The 22,347-nt window shown below is 38.5% G+C and carries 23 protein-coding genes; all 23 read left to right on the top strand.

Annotation, left to right across the window (positions count from 1 at the left end; genetic code table 11):
• Positions 1-62: 62 nt before the first annotated feature.
• Positions 63-1,421 carry a Mur ligase family protein gene (locus WKK_RS02930; protein ID WP_013989398.1) on the top strand — a complete coding sequence of 453 codons (1,359 nt, stop codon included), beginning with the start codon at positions 63-65 and terminating at the stop codon, positions 1,419-1,421.
• On the top strand, positions 1,421-2,128 hold the full coding sequence (locus WKK_RS02925) for a type 1 glutamine amidotransferase (protein ID WP_006846020.1): 708 nt from the start codon (positions 1,421-1,423) through the stop codon (positions 2,126-2,128). The genes WKK_RS02930 and WKK_RS02925 overlap by 1 nt, the downstream gene beginning before the upstream one ends.
• 220 nt (positions 2,129-2,348) lie before the next feature.
• Entirely contained in the window at positions 2,349-2,954 is a 606-nt protein-coding gene (locus tag WKK_RS02920) for a thymidine kinase (RefSeq protein WP_013989397.1), read from the top strand.
• 5 nt (positions 2,955-2,959) lie between these two features.
• Entirely contained in the window at positions 2,960-4,039 is a 1,080-nt protein-coding gene (gene prfA, locus WKK_RS02915) for a peptide chain release factor 1 (protein WP_006846018.1), read from the top strand.
• A 1-nt stretch (position 4,040) separates the two neighbouring features.
• Positions 4,041-4,904: a peptide chain release factor N(5)-glutamine methyltransferase gene (gene prmC / locus WKK_RS02910; protein WP_013989396.1), complete on the top strand. Its 864-nt coding sequence runs from the start codon at positions 4,041-4,043 to the stop codon at positions 4,902-4,904.
• A 114-nt stretch (positions 4,905-5,018) separates the two neighbouring features.
• Positions 5,019-6,050, top strand: coding sequence for an L-threonylcarbamoyladenylate synthase (locus WKK_RS02905; RefSeq protein ID WP_013989395.1), 1,032 nt, complete (start codon positions 5,019-5,021; stop codon positions 6,048-6,050).
• Positions 6,051-6,096: 46 nt separating this feature from the next.
• A complete protein-coding gene (glyA, locus tag WKK_RS02900; RefSeq protein WP_006846015.1) occupies positions 6,097-7,344 on the top strand; it encodes a serine hydroxymethyltransferase in 1,248 nt (415 codons plus the stop codon).
• A gap of 79 nt (positions 7,345-7,423) precedes the next feature.
• A complete protein-coding gene (upp, locus tag WKK_RS02895; protein ID WP_006846014.1) occupies positions 7,424-8,053 on the top strand; it encodes a uracil phosphoribosyltransferase in 630 nt (209 codons plus the stop codon).
• Between the two features lie 340 nt (positions 8,054-8,393).
• Positions 8,394-9,110, top strand: a complete 717-nt coding sequence (atpB, locus tag WKK_RS02890) for a F0F1 ATP synthase subunit A (RefSeq protein ID WP_013989394.1) — start codon at positions 8,394-8,396, stop codon at positions 9,108-9,110.
• Positions 9,111-9,162: 52 nt separating this feature from the next.
• A complete protein-coding gene (gene atpE / locus WKK_RS02885) occupies positions 9,163-9,375 on the top strand; it encodes a F0F1 ATP synthase subunit C (RefSeq protein WP_269961283.1) in 213 nt (70 codons plus the stop codon).
• Between the two features lie 33 nt (positions 9,376-9,408).
• Complete coding sequence (gene atpF, locus WKK_RS02880; RefSeq protein WP_006846011.1) at positions 9,409-9,924, top strand: F0F1 ATP synthase subunit B; 516 nt, start codon at positions 9,409-9,411, stop codon at positions 9,922-9,924.
• Positions 9,924-10,466 (top strand): ATP synthase F1 subunit delta, encoded by a 543-nt coding sequence (gene atpH / locus WKK_RS02875; protein WP_013989393.1) that lies wholly within the window; start codon positions 9,924-9,926, stop codon positions 10,464-10,466. Before atpF ends, atpH begins: the two co-directional genes overlap by 1 nt.
• 54 nt (positions 10,467-10,520) lie before the next feature.
• A complete protein-coding gene (gene atpA, locus WKK_RS02870; protein WP_006846009.1) occupies positions 10,521-12,041 on the top strand; it encodes a F0F1 ATP synthase subunit alpha in 1,521 nt (506 codons plus the stop codon).
• Positions 12,042-12,057: 16 nt separating this feature from the next.
• Complete coding sequence (locus tag WKK_RS02865; RefSeq protein WP_013989392.1) at positions 12,058-12,939, top strand: F0F1 ATP synthase subunit gamma; 882 nt, start codon at positions 12,058-12,060, stop codon at positions 12,937-12,939.
• Positions 12,940-12,990: 51 nt separating this feature from the next.
• Positions 12,991-14,388 (top strand): F0F1 ATP synthase subunit beta, encoded by a 1,398-nt coding sequence (atpD, locus tag WKK_RS02860; protein ID WP_006846007.1) that lies wholly within the window; start codon positions 12,991-12,993, stop codon positions 14,386-14,388.
• Between the two features lie 6 nt (positions 14,389-14,394).
• On the top strand, positions 14,395-14,817 hold the full coding sequence (locus WKK_RS02855; protein WP_416236435.1) for a F0F1 ATP synthase subunit epsilon: 423 nt from the start codon (positions 14,395-14,397) through the stop codon (positions 14,815-14,817).
• A 284-nt stretch (positions 14,818-15,101) separates the two neighbouring features.
• Positions 15,102-15,752 carry a deoxynucleoside kinase gene (locus WKK_RS02850; protein ID WP_006846005.1) on the top strand — a complete coding sequence of 217 codons (651 nt, stop codon included), beginning with the start codon at positions 15,102-15,104 and terminating at the stop codon, positions 15,750-15,752.
• Positions 15,753-15,755: 3 nt separating this feature from the next.
• Positions 15,756-17,033 (top strand): serine--tRNA ligase, encoded by a 1,278-nt coding sequence (serS, locus tag WKK_RS02845; RefSeq protein WP_013989391.1) that lies wholly within the window; start codon positions 15,756-15,758, stop codon positions 17,031-17,033.
• 229 nt (positions 17,034-17,262) lie between these two features.
• Positions 17,263-17,484 carry a hypothetical protein gene (locus tag WKK_RS02840; protein ID WP_013989390.1) on the top strand — a complete coding sequence of 74 codons (222 nt, stop codon included), beginning with the start codon at positions 17,263-17,265 and terminating at the stop codon, positions 17,482-17,484.
• A 228-nt stretch (positions 17,485-17,712) separates the two neighbouring features.
• Complete coding sequence (locus tag WKK_RS02835) at positions 17,713-18,711, top strand: D-2-hydroxyacid dehydrogenase (RefSeq protein WP_006846002.1); 999 nt, start codon at positions 17,713-17,715, stop codon at positions 18,709-18,711.
• Positions 18,712-18,923: 212 nt separating this feature from the next.
• Positions 18,924-19,922, top strand: a complete 999-nt coding sequence (locus WKK_RS02830; protein WP_006846001.1) for a D-2-hydroxyacid dehydrogenase — start codon at positions 18,924-18,926, stop codon at positions 19,920-19,922.
• A gap of 149 nt (positions 19,923-20,071) precedes the next feature.
• Positions 20,072-21,217, top strand: a complete 1,146-nt coding sequence (locus WKK_RS02825) for a PTS sugar transporter subunit IIC (protein WP_006846000.1) — start codon at positions 20,072-20,074, stop codon at positions 21,215-21,217.
• A 184-nt stretch (positions 21,218-21,401) separates the two neighbouring features.
• Positions 21,402-22,346: a sortase domain-containing protein gene (locus tag WKK_RS02820; RefSeq protein ID WP_013989389.1), complete on the top strand. Its 945-nt coding sequence runs from the start codon at positions 21,402-21,404 to the stop codon at positions 22,344-22,346.
• Position 22,347: the final 1 nt, after the last annotated feature.

Raw genomic sequence — 22,347 nt, 5'->3', positions numbered from 1 at the left:
ATCCGGTAGAACAATTTGTAGAATTAATAAAACGAAGATTTAAAAATGAAGGGAAGCACAGAATGACATTTAGAAGTTCACTGGCTACTTTTGCAGGACGCCTAACTTATTTGAGTTTGACGAAAGTGCTCCATCGCGGAGGTACTTCACTTCCTGGAATGGTAGCTACTAAAATTGACCCTAATGTTTTACAGACCATAGCTGATCGTTATGATGTCGTGTTAGTGACGGGAACTAATGGTAAAACTTTGACAACTGCCTTGATTACAAGGGTTTTAAGAGAAAAGTATGCACGTGTAATTACGAATCCATCTGGATCTAATATGATTCAAGGAATTGCGGGAACGATGTTGTCTGCTAAGCAACCAAAAAAGGGTGAGAAAGTTTTGGTGGTTTTGGAAGTCGATGAAGCAAATATGGAGATGGTGAGTGCTCAGTTAAAGCCACAAGCTTTCGTTTTGACCAATATTTTCCGTGATCAATTAGATCGTTACGGAGAAATTTATACAACCTATGATAAAATTTTGCGTGGAATTCGACAATTCCCAGAAGCTACAGTGATTTTGAATGCTGATTCGCCGATTTTCTTACGAGAGCAGCTACCTAATCCAGTGATTAACTTTGGATTTAATCATTTACCTGTAACAGGAGATGAACGAGCTCCAATAAATACTGATGGAGTCTTATCACCGACCGATGATAGTATTTTGTCATATCACTTCCGCACGTATGCCAATCAAGGCTTTTATTTTTCAAAAACAGACGATTTCAAACGTCCCGAATTGGATTATGCGGTCACCAATATTAATAAACTAACACCACGTTATTCAAACTTCGATTTGGATGGAGAAACTTATCAAATCGAAATTGGAGGACTTTATAATATTTATAATGCCTTGACTGCATATGCCGTGGGTCAATGGCTAGGAGTTACCAAGCAACAAATCCATCATGCTTTCGAATCAAATGCCCAAATCTTTGGTCGGCAGGAATTGATTCATGTTGGGGATAAAGAAGTTACCATTGTGTTGATTAAAAATCCGGTTGGGGCTAATCAAGTGATTGATATGATGAAAACTGATCCGGAGCCAATTTCGGTTTTGGGGCTTTTGAATGCTAATTACGCTGATGGAATTGATACTAGCTGGATTTGGGATGCTGAATTTGAAGATTTAATGGATATGAACGTGAAAGCAATTGCTACAGGTGGTGAAAGATATCGTGATTTGTACGTGCGCTTGAAGATGGCGGGCTTTGGAGATCATCCTTATTATCAGGATATGAATCAAGTGGTTGATGCAATTCAAAAGATGCCGACAAAACGGGTCTATGTGATGGCTACTTATACAGCAATGCTACAATTACGAACTAGGCTCGCTCAAAAAGGATTTATTAAAAACAAAAAAATGGGGGATGCATAATGGCTGAATTTCAATTGAATACCGCACATCTATATGCAGACTTAATGAATACTTATGGAGACTATGGTAATTTAGTTGCCTTACGCTACTACGCTAAACAACTTGGAGTTAGATTTGAAACCACAACTGTTTCAATTGGCGATGAATTTGATGCGAATGCTTATGATTTTGTTTTATTTGGTGGCGGACAAGATTACGAAGAACAGGTTGTTTCTGCAGATCTACCGACTAAAGCTGCAAATATTAAAAAATACATCGAAGCTGATGGACCCTTCTTGGGCGTTTGTGGTGGATTCCAACTACTAGGAGAATATTTTTTGTTAGCAGATGGCACACGAGTTGAGGGAATTTCGGCAATGCATCACTATACCCTAAATCAACCCCATGGTCGCTTTACTGGTAATGTTCAAATTAAAAATGAAGAAACTGGTCAAATTTATAAAGGCTTCGAAAACCATCAAGGTCGGACATTTATTGCAAGTGATGAACGACCATTAGGAACGGTGCTTCACGGGAATGGTAATAACGGTGAAGATGGTAGTGAGGGCTTAATCTATCGGAATGTTTTTGGAACTTATTTCCATGGACCTATCTTAACGCGCAACGGAAATTTAGCATTACGTATTTTAAAAATTGCGTTAGAGCGAAAATATCCTAACGTTGATTGGGCTACAAAAATTTCTGCGATTGAACCTGAAAATTTTTAAACTTAATTTAAGTGGAACGAATTCGGTGAGAATCGAACTGAAACGCATATTTAATGTGGATTAGTTCGATTTTTATTTAGTCCAAGTTAATCTAAGGTGGTAGCGTGAATTTGGTATGCTGTTTTAACTTATCCAGAATCAGATCTTGTGGAAAGTTCCGCAAATAGGATATCGATTTCGTGTATAATAAAAGGAACATATTTAAAAAGGGGTGGCAAAGATGGCACAATTATTTTTTCGTTATGGTGCAATGGCAAGCGGTAAAAGTATTGAAATACTAAAAGTAGCCCATAATTATGAGAGTCAAGGACGTAAAGTACTACTCTTAACGAATGCCTTGGATGATCGCACCGAAATTGGTTCGATTGCGTCTCGAATTGGCTTGCAAAGAGAAGCTAGGGCAATTCAGGCCGAGGATGATATATTCGCCATTTTAGAATCAACGGAAGAATTTTCAGCTGTCTTAATTGATGAAGCTCAATTTTTAACCCGAGAACAAGTTTTACAATTAACTCGAATTGTGGATGAATTAGATGTTCCTGTTTTGACATTTGGATTAAAACAAGATGCTTTTAATCAATTGTTTCCGGGGTCTGAAGCTTTGCTGATCTATGCGGATAAAATTGAAGAAATGAAAACATTATGTTCATTTTGTACCCGTAAGGCAATTATGAATTTGCGAATTGCCAATGGTCACCCCGTGTATTCAGGGGCACAAATTCAAATTGGTGGCGATGAAGCCTATATGCCGGTTTGCCGCCGCCATTATCAAAATCCAGATTTGGCAATGATCAAAAAACATACTAATGCTGTAAAAGGGGAATAAGACGGATGGATGAAATTTTTGAAAAAGTACAAACCCTTGTGGATCGCTATGAAGAAGTGAGCGAAATGCTCAGTGATCCGGAGGTAATCGGGGATACTAAACGTTTTATGGAACTCTCAAAAGAAGAGGGCTCATTACGTGAAACGGTTGATACCTTCAAACGTTATCAAGCAGTGGTAACGAATTTAGAAGAAGATAAAGAAATGTTGAAAGAAAAACTTGATCCCGAAATGGAAGAATTAACCAAGGAAGAGATCAAGGAATTAACTAGTCAAAAAACTGATTTTGAAGATCAGTTGAAAATTATGTTATTGCCAAAAGATCCCAATGATGAAAAGAATATTATCATGGAAATTCATGGGGCAGCTGGTGGTGATGAAGCCGCTTTGTTTGCTGGTAATTTGTATGAAATGTATTCTCGTTACGCTGAAAAACAAGGATGGAAGATTCAAATTATTGATGAGAATCGGACTGAAATTGGTGGATATAAAGAATTAGTATTGATGATTCAGGGAGACAATGTTTATTCAAAGTTAAAATTTGAAAATGGTGCACATCGAGTTCAACGGGTTCCCGAAACTGAATCAGCTGGTCGAGTGCATACATCAACAGCAACAGTCGGTGTGATGCCAGAATATGAAGATGTTGACATAAAAATTGAAGATAAAGATTTGCGAGTTGATGTTTACCGTTCTTCTGGGGCGGGAGGTCAACACATTAATAAGACCTCATCAGCTGTTCGAATGACCCATTTGCCAACAGGAGTTGTTGTGGCCATGCAAGATGAACGTTCACAGCAACAAAACCGAGCTAAGGCGATGGAAATTTTGAAAACTCGTGTTTATAACTTCTATGCTTCACAAAATGAGGCGGAATATTCTGAAATGCGTAAAACAGCTGTGGGAACCGGTGATCGTTCTGAACGAATTCGGACTTATAATTATCCTCAAAATCGGGTGACTGATCATCGAATTGGTTTGTCTTTGAATAAGTTAGACCGGATCATGAACGGTGAATTAGAAGATGTGATTGATGCATTGGTTATTGCAGACCAAGCTGCCAAATTAGAAGAATTGAAGAATTAATATGTTTGAATTAGAAATGACCTTTGAAGCGTTAAGAGAATGGGGCGATTGGCAACTAGAACCATACATCCAAGACAAAACGGAACGGATGGCGCAGATTGATTATTTGCTAACTGGAATGATGAATTGGAATTATGGACAGTTACAGAATAATTTGAATACTGTTATCGAAGATGAAAAAAGAATTCGGTTTATGGTAGCTGTGAGAGCAATTAAGGGCGGACAACCGGTGCAGTATGCACTTGGACATGCGCCTTTTTATGGGCGTGAATTTAAGGTTGACCGGCGGGTATTAATACCACGTCCTGAAACCGAAGAATTAGTTGATTGGATTTTAAAAGATGAAACAGCAAATTTTTTAAATATTTTAGATATTGGAACTGGTTCCGGAGCAATTGCTATTACACTAAAAGCGGAACGTCCGAATTGGACAGTCACAGCCAGTGATATTTCAAAAGATGCGCTTAGTGTGGCTAAAGATAATCAAGTACAGCAAAATGTGGATGTTTCATTAGTAGAAAGTGACTTATTGGATCAATTTGTTCCTGAACATCAGTTTGATGTCATTGTTTCAAATCCGCCTTATATTGCAGAACAAGAGAAATTTGTAATGGATGATTCTGTATTGATGTATGAACCAGATCTTGCTTTATTTGCCGCTGATGAAGGATTAGCTTTGTATAAAAGAATGGTCCAATCATTATTGGATTATCTGACACCAAAAGGTAGTGCTTATTTTGAAATTGGATATTTACAAGGGCCAGCATTAGTTGCTTTATTTAAAACTTTGCCAGACGTAGTTGTAGAATTGAGGCCTGACTTAAGCGGACATGATCGAATGATCAAGGTTAAGCGGACAAATTAAACTAGTGTTTAAATTGAAAATTAGGATTGGATTGACCAGGTTAAGGGTTTAAATTCAATTTGTTATGTTTAAATTCAATTATTTTAAATATTAAAAGTAAGAAGGCAAATGAGTATGGAAACAAAAATATGGAAAAATACAGAGCTAGAACCAGCAGTTAAAGCTTTGCAAAAAGGTCAGTTGGTTTCATTTCCAACTGAGACGGTCTATGGATTAGGAGCCGATGCTTTTAATGAAAAAGCCGTAAGTAAGGTTTATGCGGCTAAAGGACGTCCGTCAGATAATCCACTCATTGTCCATGTTTCTCGTCCTGAGACGGTACAGACATATGCCAAAGTCGATGCACGGGCGCAAAAACTGATGGATACCTTTTGGCCAGGACCGCTTACAATTATTTTACCTATTCAAGCAGGAAAATTATCTGCGTTGGTTACCGGTGGACTACAGACAGTAGCTTCACGAATGCCTGATAACGACTTGACACGTTCTTTAATTGATCAAGTTGGATCACCGTTGGTCGGCCCATCTGCTAATACGTCAGGGAAGCCTAGCCCTACAATCGCAAATCATGTTTATCATGATTTACACGGTAAAATTGCGGGAGTGCTTGATGATGGGGCAACTAAGATTGGAGTTGAGTCAACCGTAATCGATCTTTCAACTCCACAGGCAGCGATTTTGCGGCCAGGTAAGATTACGGCGGAGCAAATTGAGGCGATTTTAGGTGAATCCGTTGATACTAGTGAACACCATGTTTCAGCTGACGAAGCACCAAAAGCACCGGGGATGAAGTACCGGCATTATGCACCAGATAAAAATGTTTATATGGTGAAAGAGGCAGATTGGACGAAAGCAATTATTTGGGCTCAAAGTCAACTAGAACCAGTAGGCTTAATGTTATCAGATCAAATGATTGAAGCTCATCATTTAGCAGGAATGGATTTTGTCTGGCCTTTGGGTCCAGATGGGACGACTGCGGCTGCTAAATTGTTTGCTGGATTAAGAAACTTTGATGACCAAAAGAATGTTAAAATGATTTTAGTAGCAGAAATGCCACTTCAGCCAGAAAATGCGGCGTATAATAACCGCCTTGCAAAGGCTTCAGGACAACAATATTTTGACGCACAAGAGATGATGGATTTTTAAATTAATCTTTCAAATCGGTAGTCAGCACTTGCCAAGGAGAATGCATATGAATTATCGTGAATTTGATCCGGAACTGTGGGCGGCAATGGACCGCGAAGAAGCTCGACAGGAGCATAACATTGAATTAATTGCTTCTGAAAATATTGTATCCGCTGGGGTTAAAGCTGCCCAGGGAAGTGTTTTGACGAATAAATATGCGGAAGGATACCCTGGAAAACGTTATTATGGGGGGACCGAATATATTGATCAAGTTGAGCAATTAGCGATCGATCGTGCCAAAGAATTATTTGGTGCTGAATATGCTAATGTGCAACCACACTCTGGTTCACAAGCAAATGCTGGAGTTTATATGGCACTTTTAGAACATGGTGATCATGTGCTTGGGTTAGGTTTGAATGAGGGTGGACACTTAACACATGGGTCTAGCGTTAATTTTTCAGGTAAGACTTATCATTTTCACGCTTATGGATTGGATGAAAATGAATTAATTGACTATGATCAAGTTGAGCAATTGGCCCATGAATTTAAACCAAAATTAATTGTCACAGGAGCTTCAGCGTACTCACGGTTTATTGATTTTGATCGTTTCCGTGCCATTGCAGATTCAGTTGGAGCCTATTTGATGGTTGATATGGCGCACATTGCTGGTCTAATTGCCGCAGGGGTCCATCCTAGTCCAGTTGGAATTGCAGATGTTGTAACAACAACAACGCATAAAACTTTGCGGGGACCACGTGGTGGGATGATTCTAGCCAAAGCTGAGTTAGGGAAAAAGTTGAATTCAGCGATTTTCCCAGGAACGCAGGGTGGTCCACTTGAACACGTGATTGCTGGTAAGGCGGTTGCTTTCTATGAAGACATGCAACCTAGTTTTAAACAATATGGACAACAGATAGTAAAAAATGCAAAAGCAATGGTGGAAGTCTTTAAGACGTCTGACCTAGTTCGGGTTGTGTCAGGGGGAACAGATAATCATTTGTTCAATCTTGATTTAACGGCTAGTGGATTAAGTGGAAAAGAAGCACAAAATATTCTAGATTCTGTAGCAATTACAGTGAATAAGGAAGCCATTCCCAATGAACCTCGTAGCCCATTTATTACATCTGGAATTCGGATTGGGACACCTGCTATTACGACACGCGGATTTAAAGAATCTGAGGTCAAACAAGTAGCCCAATTAATTTTACAAGTTTTTTCAAATCCACATGATGAAGGTAATTTAGCTGAGGTAGCTAAGAGTGTGAGGGACTTAACTGCCCGTTTCCCACTTGACCAAATTGAATATGCAAATTAATTATCCCAAAATGTGATCAGATTGTTTATAATAGTTAATAATAAAAATTAATAATTTAAAAGAGAAAAAGAGGCCAGCAATGAGTAAATTAACTGTATTTGATCATCCTTTAATTCAACACAAGTTGACAATTATTCGTGATAAGCGAGTTGGGACTAAAGAATTTCGTGAAATTGTCGATGAAATTGCATCATTAATGGCATACGAAGTGACACGTGATCTACCAACAATGGATGTAGAAGTTGAAACTCCGGTTGCAAAAACAACGAAGAAAACATTAGCTGGTAAAAAATTAGCAATTGTTCCAATTTTACGAGCCGGTTTAGGAATGGTGGATGGAATTATGAAGTTAATTCCAGCTGCCCGAATTGGTCATATTGGAATGTATCGTGATGAAAAGTCATTGGAGCCCGTTGAATATTTTGTGAAGTTGCCAGAAGATATTGATCAACGTGAAGTTTTAGTAGTTGATCCAATGTTAGCAACTGGTGGTTCAGCCATCATGGCTATTGATGCTTTGAAGAAGCGTGGAGCAAAAACAATTAAGTTGATTACGATTGTTTCAGCCCCTATTGGTGTAGAGAATGTACAAGCTGCACATCCAGACGTTGATATTTTCACAGCTGGTCTTGATGATGAGCTAAACGAAGAAGGTTATATTGTACCTGGTTTGGGTGATGCGGGTGACCGTTTATTTGGAACTCGTTAATTCGAATTTGCATTTATTATGAATTTAATCTAAGGATCTGAGTAGCTAAAAAGCTATTCAGGTCCTTTTAATTTCTATTTAATTAAAATAAGCACATACTATGAATCTGAATAAAAATTATATATGTTATGTTAAAAGAGAGTGATACGAGGGTTTAAGTTGGTAAAAAGTGAAATTATTAGACAACATAGGAAAGTAATTCAAAAATTAACAAAAAATTGATGTTATTTTCCGTTGAAAAATGGTTTGAATGGAGTAAAATAGGATTGGTAAATACTAAAAACGGTAATTGCTCCCCTGCAGTAACCGAAAAAATTATGAAAGGAAAGAGGTGAGTTTTTTGGACGAAAAGTCTACCACATTTCAAATGCTGGGCTTAACTTTTGATTGGCCTGTTGTAATTTCAACTGTGATTGCGGCACTTTTGGTATTCTTCCTTGTCTTCTTTTTGTCAAGACGTTTGACAATGAAGCCAGGTAAGAAGCAAAATGTGCTTGAATGGATGATTGACTTTACAAATGGAATTGTGGACAGTTCTTTGCCCCGTTCAATTGGAAATGAACTTAAATTAATAGCGTTTACGCTATTCTTATTTATTTTGATTTCAAACGAAATGGGTCTAGCAATTCAGGTTGCCTTTGGTGATGTCACGTATGTGAAGTCTCCAACTGCGAACCCAATTGTTACGATGGGATTGGCATTGCTTGTTATTGGCTTAGCAAACTTTGTCGGAGTAAATAAGCTAGGCTTCAAGGGTTACTTTAAAACAACTTTCTTGAGCCCAATGCCGGCATTGCTCCCAATTAATATTTTCGAGCAATTCACTAATTATTTGACTTTGGCATTACGTTTATATGGTAATATCATGGCCGGTGAAATGCTCTTGATGTTGATTACTAATTTTGGTAGTCCATCCCACCTGGGACTCACTATAGTTCCTGCATTTATCTTGTCAATGATTTGGCAAGCGTTCTCATTATTCATCGGTGGTATTCAGGCCTTTATCTTCGTCACATTGTTGTCGATCTATACGTCTGAACATGCTATCGCTGAATAAATATTTTGTTTTATTTTATTAATTCGGAGGAATTTATACTATGACTGGTCATATTGCTACTATTGGTGCAGGTATTGCTGCAGCTGGTGCCGCTATCGGTACCGGTATTGGTAACGGACGTGTTATTGCTGCGATGATCGAAGGAACATCACGTCAACCTGAACTAGAAGGAAAGTTACGTACAAACATGTTCGTTGGAGTCGCTTTGATCGAAGCCGTTCCTATCTTGGCTTTCGTTATCTCATTGATGTTGCTTTCAAAGTAATTTTAGCGGCAAAAATAGAGAGGAGCCAACCACATGTTAAATGGAATTTTACTGGTTAATGCCAGTGAGCAGTTGGCTTTGGGTGATATGGTCTTTGTTCTACTATCTTTCATTGTTTTACTACTTTTTGTAGGAAAATTTGCATGGAAGCCTGTAACAAAGATGATGCAAGATCGTGCTGATAAGATTGCTAACGACCTTGATTCTGCAGAAAACGATAAGACAGAAGCTGCAAAGTTGAAGTCACAACGTTCTGAAGAATTACAAGCCACACAATCACAAGCAACAACTATCATTAATAGTGCTAAAGACACTGCTTCAAAGCGGAGCGATGAAATTCTAGATGAAGCGCGTGAAAACGCTAGTTCATTGAAGATCAAAGCAAATGCTGAAATTGCGCAAGAGCGTACTGAAGCAATGGCAAGTGTTAAGAATGATGTTGCTGAATTATCAGTTTCAATTGCACAAAAAATTATCCAAAAAGAACTGAAATTAGATGATCAAAAAGCATTAATTGATGCTTACATCGGAGAGTTAGAGGCAAAGTAATGGCATTAAAAAACGCGATTATCGCGCAACGATATGCGACTGCTTTGTTCGAATTATCTCATGACCAAAATAGTGATACTGAGACACTTGCTGAATTGCAAGAACTCACTAAAGTATTACAAGCTAATCCTAATTTGGTAAAGGTAATCAATGCTAAAAACATTAATGAGTCAGCTAAGCGAGAAGTTTTAAAGACTTTAACAGAGCCTGCTTCACAATTAGTTACTAATTTAGTTAATATGTCATTTGATTATCAAAGGTTTGATTTATTACCACAGATTGTGCAAGAATATCAAATCCTTGTCTATCGTTCAATTGGTCATATGACTGCTGAAGTGAAGACAGTGGTTGAGTTGGATGCCGATCAGATTGATCGTCTGAAGCAAGTTATCGTTAAGCGCTTTGGTGCGAAGGCGGTTGACTTGGAACAAACGATTGATCCCTCATTATTAGGTGGGGTAATTATTTCTGCTAACAACCAAATTGTGGACGGGTCATTAGCAACTAAGTTAGCTGCTATTCGCCAAAGTATCGTCCATTAATTATCAAATAATATCAGTGCAACTGCACAAACGTAAGAAAGAGGAACTGCTGAAATGAGCATTAAAGCTGAAGAAATCAGTTCACTCATCAAAGCCCAACTCGCTAATTACGAATCAGAATTGACGGTCCAAGAAACTGGAACCGTAACCTATGTTGGTGATGGAATCGCCCGGGTTACTGGTTTGGAAAACGCAATGGCCGGTGAATTGGTTGAATTCGCAAATGGTGTGTTTGGAATGGCACAAAACTTGGAATCAAATGATGTTGGTATCATTGTTCTAGGTGAATTTGATGGAATCCGTGAAGGCGACATTGTCAAGCGTACGGGTAAAATCATGGAAGTGCCAGTTGGTGAGGAAATGATTGGCCGTGTTGTTAATGCATTGGGACAACCCGTTGATGGAATGGGCCCAATTAACACAAACAAGACGCGCCCTATTGAAGTTAAAGCACCCGGTGTTATGGAACGTAAGTCTGTTTTTGAACCACTTCAAACTGGTTTGAAAGCGGTCGACGCATTAGTTCCAATCGGACGTGGACAACGAGAATTGATCATTGGAGATCGTAAGACTGGTAAGACTTCTGTTGCGATTGATGCTATTTTGAACCAAAAGGATCAAAATATCATCGTTGTATACGTTGCGATTGGTCAAAAGGACTCAACTGTCCGGACCCAAGTTGAAACATTGCGTGCAATGGGAGCCTTGGATTACACGATCGTTGTTACTGCTGGACCATCAGAACCAGCACCCCTATTGTACTTAGCACCTTATGCTGGTGCTGCAATGGGTGAAGAATTTATGTACAACGGAAAGCATGTCTTGATTGTTTATGATGATCTATCAAAGCAAGCAACGGCATACCGTGAGCTGTCATTGATTCTTCGTCGTCCGCCTGGACGTGAAGCTTATCCTGGTGATGTCTTCTACTTGCACTCACGTTTGCTAGAACGTGCTGCAAAGTTGAGTGATGAACTTGGTGGTGGATCAATGACGGCTTTGCCAATCATTGAAACACAAGCTGGAGACGTTTCAGCTTATATCCCAACGAACGTTATCTCAATTACGGATGGACAGATCTTCTTGGATTCTGACCAATTCTATTCTGGTAATCGTCCTGCGATTGATGCTGGAACTTCGGTTTCTCGTGTCGGAGGAGACGCGCAAATTAAGGCTATGAAGAAGGTTGCTGGAACTTTGCGTTTGGATCTTTCATCATATAAGGAATTGGAAGCTTTCTCTCAATTCGGATCTGATTTGGATGCTGCAACGCAATCTAAGTTGGCTCGAGGACGTCGTACTGTTGAATTGTTGAAGCAACCTTTGCATCAACCAATGCCTGTTGAAGAACAAGTTTTGTCATTATATGCTCTATCTCATGGTTACATGGATGATGTTGCAGTTGATGATATTATGCGATTTGAAACAGAATTGATTCAAGCCGTTCGTTCAACTAATAATGAATTGTTGCAAACTGTTGTTGAAACTAAGAATTTGCCTGATACCGATGCAATGAATGCAGCGATTGAAAACTTCAAGGCAACTTTTAGCGCCAGCGATAATGCAGAGAAATAAGTAGAGGAGGGGCGAAATGGCAGCTTCTTTGCAAGACATTCAACGCCGTATTGCCTCAACGAAAAAGACGCGCCAAATTACATCAGCGATGCAAATGGTTTCAACAGCTAAATTAAGCCAAATTCAACGTCAGGGTGGATCATATCATGATTACTCTGATCGCTTACATGATATGGTTTCCCATATTGCGCAAGCTAATCTGGCTAATTCAGCAGGAACTTTGCTGGAACAACGTGAAATTAAGAAAGTCGGTTTCTTAGTTATTACGTCTGATCGTGGTTTAGTTGGCGGTTATAACTCAACCTTGCTAAAAGGATTGATGTCAATCATTAAAGAACGTAATCTTAAGCCCGAACAAATCGAGTTTTTGGTTGTGGGAGGTAATGGTGCTGATTTTCTTAAAAAGCGTGGTTACAAGTTAGCTTATGAATATACTAATGTGGCGGACGTACCTACTTTTAATGGGATCCGCGACATTGTGTCAACAGTAACCGAAATGTACGACAATGCTGTATTTGATGAGTTAACAGTTGTCTATAATCACTTCGTCACTCGGATTTCAAATGAATTCCGAGCTGAAAAAATGTTACCAGTATCAACTGATGGCATGGTTGATCCAAATGAATCAACTGGATACCACGCAGAATATGACGTGGAACCATCAGCGGAAGCTATTTTGCAAGTTATTTTGCCACAATATGCACAAAGCCTAATCTATGGAGCAATCTTAGATGCTAAAACGGCCGAGCATGCGGCATCATCAACAGCGATGTCTTCAGCCACTGATAATGCGAAGGATATTATTGATAAGTTAGACTTACAATTTAATCGTGCGCGTCAGAGTGCAATTACGACTGAAATTACTGAAATTACTGGTGGAATGGCAGCCCTTGAATAGTAGGGCACATTCTACTATAGAATTTGTTTAGAAAAAGGAAGGATAACGACAATGAGTACCGGACGAGTTGTACAAGTCATTGGACCAGTCGTTGACGTTCAATTCCCATTAGATAGCCAAATTCCTGACATCAATAACGCCTTAATCATCGATCGTGGTGAAGCGGGTAATTTGACTGTTGAGGTTTCTTTGGCTCTCGGTGACGGAGTTGTTCGGACGATTGCCATGGACTCATCTGACGGCTTACAACGTGGTATGGCAGTGGAGGATACTGGGGAACCAATCTCAGTCCCTGTCGGTGAAGTAACGTTGGGTCGTGTCTTTAACGTGTTGGGTGACACAATTGATAATGGTGAAAAAATTGGGGCGGATGTTCAACGTGATCCAATCCATCGTGCATCACCAGCTTATGACCAATTAAAAACATCTACTGAGATCTTGGAAACAGGAATCAAAGTGATTGACCTACTTGCTCCATATGTTCGTGGAGGAAAGATTGGGTTGTTCGGGGGAGCCGGAGTTGGTAAGACGGTCTTGATTCAAGAGTTGATTCACAATATCGCGCAAGGACACAATGGTATTTCTGTCTTTACTGGAGTTGGGGAACGTACCCGAGAAGGTAATGACATGTATCACGAAATGATGGATTCAGGAGTTTTGAAGCAAACTGCTATGGTTTACGGACAAATGAATGAGCCTCCTGGAGCCCGTATGCGGGTTGCCTTAACTGGTTTGACAATTGCGGAACATTTCCGTGATATCAATGGCCAAGATGTTTTGTTGTTTATTGACAACATTTTCCGATTCACACAAGCTGGATCTGAAGTTTCTGCCCTTTTGGGTCGGATTCCATCTGCCGTTGGTTACCAACCAACTTTGGCAACTGAAATGGGACAACTTCAAGAGCGAATTACGTCAACGCAAAAGGGATCAGTTACATCAATCCAGGCTGTTTATGTGCCTGCCGATGACTATACTGACCCTGCGCCAGCAACGACTTTCGCGCACTTGGATGCCACAACTAACTTGGAGCGTTCTTTGACGCAACAAGGAATCTATCCTGCCGTTGATCCATTGGCATCAACGTCAACTGCTTTGACGCCTGAAATTGTTGGACAAGAGCACTATCAAGTTGCTGTTGAAGTTCAACAAACTTTGCAACGTTATCGCGAATTGCAAGATATCATTTCAATTTTGGGAATGGATGAACTTTCAGATGAAGAGAAGACCACGGTTAACCGTGCCCGTCGAATCCAATTCTTCTTGTCACAACCATTCTCTGTTGCGGAGACATTTACTGGTTTGGCAGGACAATATGTTCCTGTTGAAGAAACTGTTCGCAGTTTCAAGGAAATTTTGGATGGAAAGTATGATGATCTTCCTGAAGAAGCCTTCCGAAATGTTGGAGCCGTTGAAATGGCAGTTGAAAAAGCCAAGACATTGAATTAATGGGGTATTGCCATGAATGAACACAGCTTTAAGGTATCCATCGTGACACCAAATGGCGTGGTCTTTGAATATGATACCGCCACACTTGTTGTGTTACACACAACCGGTGGTGAGCTAGGTATCATGGCAAATCACGTTCCAGTTGTTGCCTCATTGGAAATCAGTGAGATTCGGGTTAAGGATGATGATTCAGGTAAACGTGAACGTTTGGCCGTAAATGGTGGATTTGCAGAATTTTCAGATAATATGCTGACAATTGTGGCAGATTCATCTGAACGTGCTGCTGAAATTGATGTTGCCCGAGCTGAATCAGCCCGTGAACGTGCTGAGCGCGTTTTGCAATCAGCTGAAGATGAACGTGAAGTGAAGCGCGCGCAATTAGCCTTGCGCCGAGCAGTCACTAGAATCCACGCTGCTTCAGTGCAATAACGCTAGTCAGATGAAAAAATGGGTAGTTATGAATTATTTATAATTATCAATTTTTAAAAATAAGGGTTTTAAAAATAATTTTTTGAATTCCTTGAAAAAAGGTTAGAACATTTTGTTCTGGCCTTTTTTTGACTAAAAAAATATCAGTTGATCGCTTGATTTAATATGAATGGACAAATTTTTTAAGTAAGTGTTTTTATAAAAATGTATCGTTTTGCATTCGCATATTGAGCTATTTTTTGGTAAGATTAGTGTTAGAAAAAAGTAGAGGATGAGCTTAAATTATGATTGTATTATCAGGAACTATTGGGGCGGGTAAAACCAGCCTGGCAACGCTTTTGGCTGAACATCTCGGTTCACAGGCTTATTATGAATCGGTTGATGATAATCCAATTTTGCCATTATTTTATGAAAATCCACAGAAGTATGGTTTTTTGCTACAAAATTATTTTTTAAATAAGCGTCTAGAAAACATTAAAGACGCTCAAGGATCGCATTTAAATATCATTGATCGATCTATCTTTGAAGACCAATTACTATTTCAATTGAATGCCGATTTGGATCGGGCTACTCAAACAGAAGCTGAAATTTATCGAGATCTATTACATAATATGATGGAACAAGTTGATGAATCTGAAGATGCCGTTATTAAAAATCCTGATCTATTGATCTACGTGAAAGTTTCATTTGAAACAATGTTAAGTCGGATTCAAAAAAGAGGGCGTTCATTTGAACAAATTGATCAAGATCCTTCGTTGTATGAGTACTATCAAGAATTAACAAAACGTTATACAGAATGGTTTGATCAATATTCAGCATCACCAAAATTAATGATTGATGGTGATAATTTGGACTTTATTGAACATCCAGATGATTTAGAAAAGGTTTTCCAACTCATTGATAATGAAATTAAGACATTAAAAGTTGAGGATTAAGATATGTTGGATATTAAATATTTACGAAATAATGCAGACGAAGCTAAGGAACGCTTAGCAGGTCGAGGAGTTGCAGCTGAGGATGTTGATGCCTATCTAGCTGCTGATACGAAACGCCGGGACTTATTAGTTCAATCTGAGGAGATGAAAGCACGCCGTAACAAGGTTTCTGATGAAATTGGACAAAAGAAGCGAGCTAAAGAAGATGCCAGTGCCGTAATTGCAGAAATGCAGCATGTTTCAAAAAGTATTAAAGAATTAGATGATCAAATTCTTGCAATTGAGTCTGAATTAAATGATCGGGCTTTACACTTTCCTAACTTGCCAGAGGCAACCATTCCAGTTGGACCTAATGAAGATTCTAATCGTGAAGAGTATAAATGGGGTGAGGTTCGTCAATTTGATTTCACACCTAAGGCTCACTATGAGATTGGGGAAGACCTTGGTATTTTAGATTGGGAACGAGGAGCTAAGGTTTCTGGGGCACGGTTTGTTTACTATGTTGGTCAAGGAGCCCGACTTGAACGAGCGATTTATAACTTTATGCTAGATGAGCATCAAAAAGAAGGTTATACCGAAATGATTACGCCTTACATGGTTAAAGATGATGCTATGTATGGAACTGGTCAATATCCTAAATTTAAAGACGATGCTTACCGTGTTGGAACTAATTCAGACATGACCTTAATTCCAACTGCGGAAGTACCTTTGACTAATTATTATCGTGAAGAAGTTATTGATGCAGACAAGTTACCGATCTCAGTAACGGCACTATCACCTTCTTTCCGCCAAGAAGCTGGATCTGCAGGGCGAGATACACGTGGCTTAATTCGCATGCACCAATTCAACAAGGTTGAAATGGTTAAGTTCACAAAACCTGAGCAATCATATCAAGCATTGGAAGAAATGACAAAAGATGCAGAAAACATTCTTCGAAAGTTGGAATTGCCATATCATGTTTTGACACTGTCAACCGGAGACATGGGCTTCTCAGCTGCCAAAACGCATGACTTAGAAGTTTGGATGCCTGAACAAAATCTTTATCGTGAAATTTCTTCAATTTCAAATACTGAAGCATTCCAAGCACGTCGCGCTAAGATTCAATATCGAGATGATGATGGTAAGCTTCAATATATCCATACTTTGAATGGATCTGGATTAGCTGTTGGCCGGGCTGTAGCAGCCATTTTGGAAAATTACCAAAATGCAGATGGAACGGTTACAGTTCCAACCGTTCTACGCCCATACTTTGGTGCTGATATAATTAAGCCTGAAGTTTAATTTCAAAATTAAAAAGATCAATTAGTTCGTTTTTAAATGAATTAATTGATCTTTTTTTTGTATAAATATATTAAAAAAACATAAACGTTACGAATGTTACGTAAAATCAACTTATTTTTTAACATTTTTATGTAACTAATTGGTGAATTTTATTTAATAAAGGCTTTACAATAAATATTGTAAGGTTGTGAATATATATAAATTAGCCCAATTTAGGAAAGGTGATTTTATGTTGAGTGAAATTAAGCATCGGGGCCGACCTAGGAAATATGACGATCCAAAGGAAGCACAACGGGTCGCTAATCAACGATACCGTGCACGACACCGGCAACAAGTTAATTATTTAAACGATCGTAATAAAACAAAACAATTCATATTGAAAGAAGCAACGAAAGAAGATTTAATTTTAGTAGACCAATGGCGATCAGATCGCCGTCAATTAGATAATTGATGATCTATTAATTTATTCGTTAAAAAGGAAAGCAGAGAATTTAATTCTGCTTTTTTTTAATGAGTTCGGTTAAGCGCTATAAAAGAATTGAATTAAAAGTAAAGACCTATTAATTTAAATATTTATAGACTAATTTTGAGTGGAAAAGTTTTGATTGCTGGATAATCTGTTAAAATTAAGGTTAGAAGATTTTATTGTATTCAGCACAAGATAAGGGAGCCAAATAATATGAAAATTATTGCTTTTGGAATTCGAGAAGATGAACAGGTTGCAGTAGATGTTTGGATGACTAAGCATCCGGAGGTTCAGGTACATACTACCAGTGAGTTACTGACACCTCAAACTGCTAAAATGGCAGAAGGTTATGATGTTGTTAATATTTTACAAGCTGGAATTCCGGTAGGTGAAGAAACGTTAAGCCAATTACATGACCTAGGGATTAATATTTTGACACTACGAAATGTTGGAACAGATGACCTTGATTTTGATGTTTTAAAGAAATATCAATTTAGTGTGTCAAATGTTCCACGTTACTCGCCAAATGCAATTGCTGAACATGCAATGATTCAGATGTCACGTTTATTCCGGCATATGAAGCAAATGGATATTAAAGTTTATAATCACAATTTAGCTTGGGCACCAACAATTGGACGTGAAGTTCGTAAACAGACGATAGGAATTGTGGGAACTGGAAATATTGGTCGGGTTGCTATTCAAATTGCCCAAGGGTTTGGGGCTAAAGTAATTGCTTATGATAAGTTCCATAATCCTGAAATTGAGGCAGCGGGACTTTATGTCGATACCCTTGATGAATTGTTTGAACAAGCTGATGGTATTTCTTTGCATGTTCCAGGATTACCAGAAAACCATCATATGATTGATGAAAATGCTATAGCAAAAATGCGCGATAAGGTTGTCATCGTTAATGCTGGTCGTGGTAATTTGGTGGACACGGATGCTGTGATTTCCGGGTTAGATCAAGGTAAAATTGATGGATTTGCGATGGACACTTATGAAGACGAGGGCGGATTGTTTAATGTTGATTGGACTGGGAAAGAGTTCCCTGATCAACGAGTTGCGAATTTAATAACCCGTGATAATGTGATTGTTTCACCACATACGGCCTTTTATACTTGGACGGCTTCAGAAGAAATGGTTGAACAATCATTAGACGCTGGATTGGCTTATACACAAGGACAAGTCCCTGAGCAGGCTGTTAAATTTTAATATTTAAAGGGCGAAAGATTAAATAATTGCAATAAACTTTCATATTTTTATAAGAAGAATGTAAAATGATTGCTGAAATCGCTAATATAATTGAATAAAAAGCTTAGATGCGTTAAAATTATTATGTAGAAGAGTGTATGTAGTTTCACATGACCTTTTCAGAACACAATTGCTTTGTTTAAATTTAGATAAAAAAGGGGATATATAGAATTATGGCAAAGATTTTTGCATACGGAATTCGTGATGATGAAATTCCAGCGTTGAACCAATGGCGCGAAGAAAACCCAGAAGTAACAGTTGATTTTACTGATCAACTATTAGATGCTGAAACTGCTAAGATGGCTGAAGGCTACGATGCAGTTGATGTTTATCAACAATTAGATTATACTCGTGAAACTTTGGCTGCTTTGCATGAAGTTGGAATCAACAAGATGTCATTGCGTAACGTTGGAATCGACAATATTGATTTGGAAGCTGCTCGCGAATTTGGCTTCAGCATTTCAAACGTTCCAGTTTACTCACCAAATGCAATCGCTGAACACTCAATGATCCAAATGTCACGTTTGCTACGTCGGACTAAGGCTTTGGATGCTAAGATTGCTCGCCATGACTTACGTTGGGCTCCAACAATTGGTCGTGAAATGCGTATGCAAACGATCGGAATTATCGGAACCGGTCATATCGGCCGTGTTGCAATGAAGATTGCTCAAGGTTTCGGTGCTAAGATTGTGGCATATGACTTGTACAAAAACGATGAAGTTGAAGCACAAGGTTTGTATGTTGATACATTGGATGAATTGTACGCACAAGCTGATGTTATCTCATTGTACGTTCCTGGTGTTCCAGCCAACGATAAGATGATCAATGCTGAATCAATCGCTAAGATGAAAGACGGCGTTGTTATCGTTAACTGCTCACGTGGAAACTTGATTGATACTGATGCAGTTATTGATGGTTTGAATTCAGGTAAGATTTCTGATTTGGCAATCGACGTTTATGAAGATGAAGTTGGATTGTTCAATGAAGATTGGGAAAACAAAGAATTCCCAGATGCTCGTATCGCTGACTTGATCTCACGCGAAAACGTACTTGTAACCCCACATACTGCCTTCTATACAACTAAGGCCGTTTATGAAATGGTTACACAATCACTTTCAGCTAGCTTGGATTTCATCAATGGTGAAGTTCCTAGCATCGCTGTTGAATACTAAGATTGTTTTTTATAAATTCATGTAGACATTAATAAGACGCTAAGCCGTTCTTTTATGACCGATATTGATAGATAACTAAGTAAGTTGTTACATTCGAATCTGTTATGATTATGGAATCTCGGCGTCTTTTTATATTGGAGAATAGGATTATGAATTATTTTGATGGAAGTTATCAACTAAAAGTAAAAGATTTTTTCTTTAAAATTTTGAGTGGATCAGCCCAAGGAATTTTGATTGGGGTGCTACCATCCGCTGTTTTGAAATATATTTTAAAATTATTTATCACGCCAGGAGTTACGAACTGGGCTACTGATTTAAATGCTATTTTGGTTTTGTTCACTTCATTTATTCCGCTTTTGATTGGGGTATGTGTTGCTTTGCAATTTAACATGAAGCCATTGGATGTTGGAACATTAGGAATTGCTGTGGCTGCTGCTTCAGGTGCTACTAAGTGGGCTACGGCACCTAAAGGATTTGTTAATCCTGTAACAGGAGTTGCTTCAAAAGTTCCTGCAACGGTTTATATGACGTCTGGAGCTGGCGATGTTATTAATGCAATGATCGTTGCAGCCATCGGTGTCTTAGTGATTTGGTTAATTGCTAAGTACCTATGGGGATTCGGAGCTGTTGCTATCATCTTGACACCGATCGTTGTTGGTGGAGGAGTCGGATTGATTGGAAAAGCAATCGCTCCTTATGTTGGAGATGTGACAACTTGGATTGGAAACATTGTTGAGACATTTACAACATTACAACCAGTTCCTATGGCAATGTTGATTGCTATGGCTTTCTCAATTATTATCATTACCCCAGTTTCAACGGTTGGAATTGCCTTGGCTATTTCATTAGCTGGTTTGGGTTCTGGTGCAGCTGGAGTTGGAGTTATTGCAACTACTGTTGTCCTATTGATTAACTCAATTAAGGTTAATAAGAAGGGAACATCAGTTGCCATCTTCTTGGGAGCGATGAAGGGAATGATGCCTTCAGTGTTTGCTAAGCCAGCAACAATGATTTCATTCTTAATCACAGCTGCAATTTCAGGAATTCCAGTTGCATTGTTCAATGTTCAAGGAACTCCTACTTCAGCTGGATTTGGTTGGATTGGAATGGTTACACCTATTCAATCAGTTGCGAAAGACGCCGCTGATGCACAATGGATTACTAACTATGTTAACCCAATGATTTCAATTGTTGTCTTCTTCGTTGTTCCAATTATCGTGGGATTTGTGGTTGACTTCATTTTGACAAAGTATTTAAAGTTGTATAAACCTTCTGACTTTGCTCAAGAAATTTAAAATTAAAATAAGAGTGCTATATAACATTTTGATAAAGAAGTTGGAACTATTTTGTTTCAGCTTCTTTTTTAGTTTATAACACGGGGAATGCCAATGCAGGAAATGGTTTGTAACTTATTAGTGATAAAGATATAATAAGAATAGTTTTTTAAAATTATGAATAAAAATTATGGAGATTCAGTAGATGAACCAAACGATCGCGGGTACACAATATAATTGGACCGATTTAATTATTCCACTAATTGCTATTTTGGTTGTTGCGTTAATTATCACTTCAATCCAAAAATTATTACATAGGAAAACAACCTTTGTTTTAACAACGGCTATTTTATTGATAGTTGGGGGAGTTGGTGTAACAGCCTATAATGCAGACATCTTTGATGTGCAGGCGTGGGTGACTCAGCATCGTAATCAATATGAATCTAAGCAGGTTCAAAAAAAAGCTGTAATCAAAGTTGATCGAACACAAATTAAAAAAATGGTGATGCGTGATCAAAATAAAACTGACAAATTTGAAAAAGTTGGATTTGTTGCAATTCCATCGCAGGCCATTCTTTTGCCTATCTATAATGATGCATATTCAGTTGACGGTTTGAATTTAGGGGCCGATTATGCCAATCGTTATGCTCAAGATCCACTAGGTAAAAATATTCCAGTTATGGGACAAGGTAACTATGGGTTGGCTGCTCATAATTTTAATGACGGTAAAACAGGATTTAGTGGTCTGCAAGAAGATTTAAATAATGACGCGCCTTACTTAGTGAATGGTCAGTTGGGTGAGTCTGACTGGTTAAATGGTCAATTTGTCTATATGGCTAATGAAAAAGGGATTTATCGCTATACAATTACTAATCAAGTCGCTAAAGAAGAAACTGCGTCTGATGTATTAGCACCAACGGAAAAATCAACATTAACAATTGTAAGTTGTCTCTTTCCAACGATTAGTAAGCGAATTATAACTCAGGCTGATTTAACTAAGTCTTACACGTGGGAACAAGCACCAGATAAGATAGTAGGGTATTTTAATTTAAAAGTACAAAATACGAATGCCCGGGCCGATTGGTTTAATCCTGGAACTGAAGAAGGGGCCAATGGGGATGCTGGTGGAACTAAGACAGTGCAAAAATAAG

Origin of the sequence: Weissella koreensis KACC 15510, assembly GCF_000219805.1 — a bacterium.
GTDB lineage: Bacteria > Bacillota > Bacilli > Lactobacillales > Lactobacillaceae > Weissella > Weissella koreensis.
The sequence above is the reverse complement of the archived record's forward strand: the minus strand, read 5'-3'. Positions and strand labels throughout refer to the sequence as shown.

Coding starts and splice junctions, on each gene's coding strand:
- WKK_RS02930 (WP_013989398.1), top strand. CDS start 63: ATGACATTTAGAAGTTCACTGGCTACTTTTGCAGGACGCCTAACTTAT.
- WKK_RS02925 (WP_006846020.1), top strand. CDS start 1,421: ATGGCTGAATTTCAATTGAATACCGCACATCTATATGCAGACTTAATG.
- WKK_RS02920 (WP_013989397.1), top strand. CDS start 2,349: ATGGCACAATTATTTTTTCGTTATGGTGCAATGGCAAGCGGTAAAAGT.
- prfA (WP_006846018.1), top strand. CDS start 2,960: ATGGATGAAATTTTTGAAAAAGTACAAACCCTTGTGGATCGCTATGAA.
- prmC (WP_013989396.1), top strand. CDS start 4,041: ATGTTTGAATTAGAAATGACCTTTGAAGCGTTAAGAGAATGGGGCGAT.
- WKK_RS02905 (WP_013989395.1), top strand. CDS start 5,019: ATGGAAACAAAAATATGGAAAAATACAGAGCTAGAACCAGCAGTTAAA.
- glyA (WP_006846015.1), top strand. CDS start 6,097: ATGAATTATCGTGAATTTGATCCGGAACTGTGGGCGGCAATGGACCGC.
- upp (WP_006846014.1), top strand. CDS start 7,424: ATGAGTAAATTAACTGTATTTGATCATCCTTTAATTCAACACAAGTTG.
- atpF (WP_006846011.1), top strand. CDS start 9,409: ATGTTAAATGGAATTTTACTGGTTAATGCCAGTGAGCAGTTGGCTTTG.
- atpH (WP_013989393.1), top strand. CDS start 9,924: ATGGCATTAAAAAACGCGATTATCGCGCAACGATATGCGACTGCTTTG.
- atpA (WP_006846009.1), top strand. CDS start 10,521: ATGAGCATTAAAGCTGAAGAAATCAGTTCACTCATCAAAGCCCAACTC.
- WKK_RS02865 (WP_013989392.1), top strand. CDS start 12,058: ATGGCAGCTTCTTTGCAAGACATTCAACGCCGTATTGCCTCAACGAAA.
- atpD (WP_006846007.1), top strand. CDS start 12,991: ATGAGTACCGGACGAGTTGTACAAGTCATTGGACCAGTCGTTGACGTT.
- WKK_RS02850 (WP_006846005.1), top strand. CDS start 15,102: ATGATTGTATTATCAGGAACTATTGGGGCGGGTAAAACCAGCCTGGCA.
- serS (WP_013989391.1), top strand. CDS start 15,756: ATGTTGGATATTAAATATTTACGAAATAATGCAGACGAAGCTAAGGAA.
- WKK_RS02840 (WP_013989390.1), top strand. CDS start 17,263: ATGTTGAGTGAAATTAAGCATCGGGGCCGACCTAGGAAATATGACGAT.
- WKK_RS02835 (WP_006846002.1), top strand. CDS start 17,713: ATGAAAATTATTGCTTTTGGAATTCGAGAAGATGAACAGGTTGCAGTA.
- WKK_RS02830 (WP_006846001.1), top strand. CDS start 18,924: ATGGCAAAGATTTTTGCATACGGAATTCGTGATGATGAAATTCCAGCG.
- WKK_RS02825 (WP_006846000.1), top strand. CDS start 20,072: ATGAATTATTTTGATGGAAGTTATCAACTAAAAGTAAAAGATTTTTTC.
- WKK_RS02820 (WP_013989389.1), top strand. CDS start 21,402: ATGAACCAAACGATCGCGGGTACACAATATAATTGGACCGATTTAATT.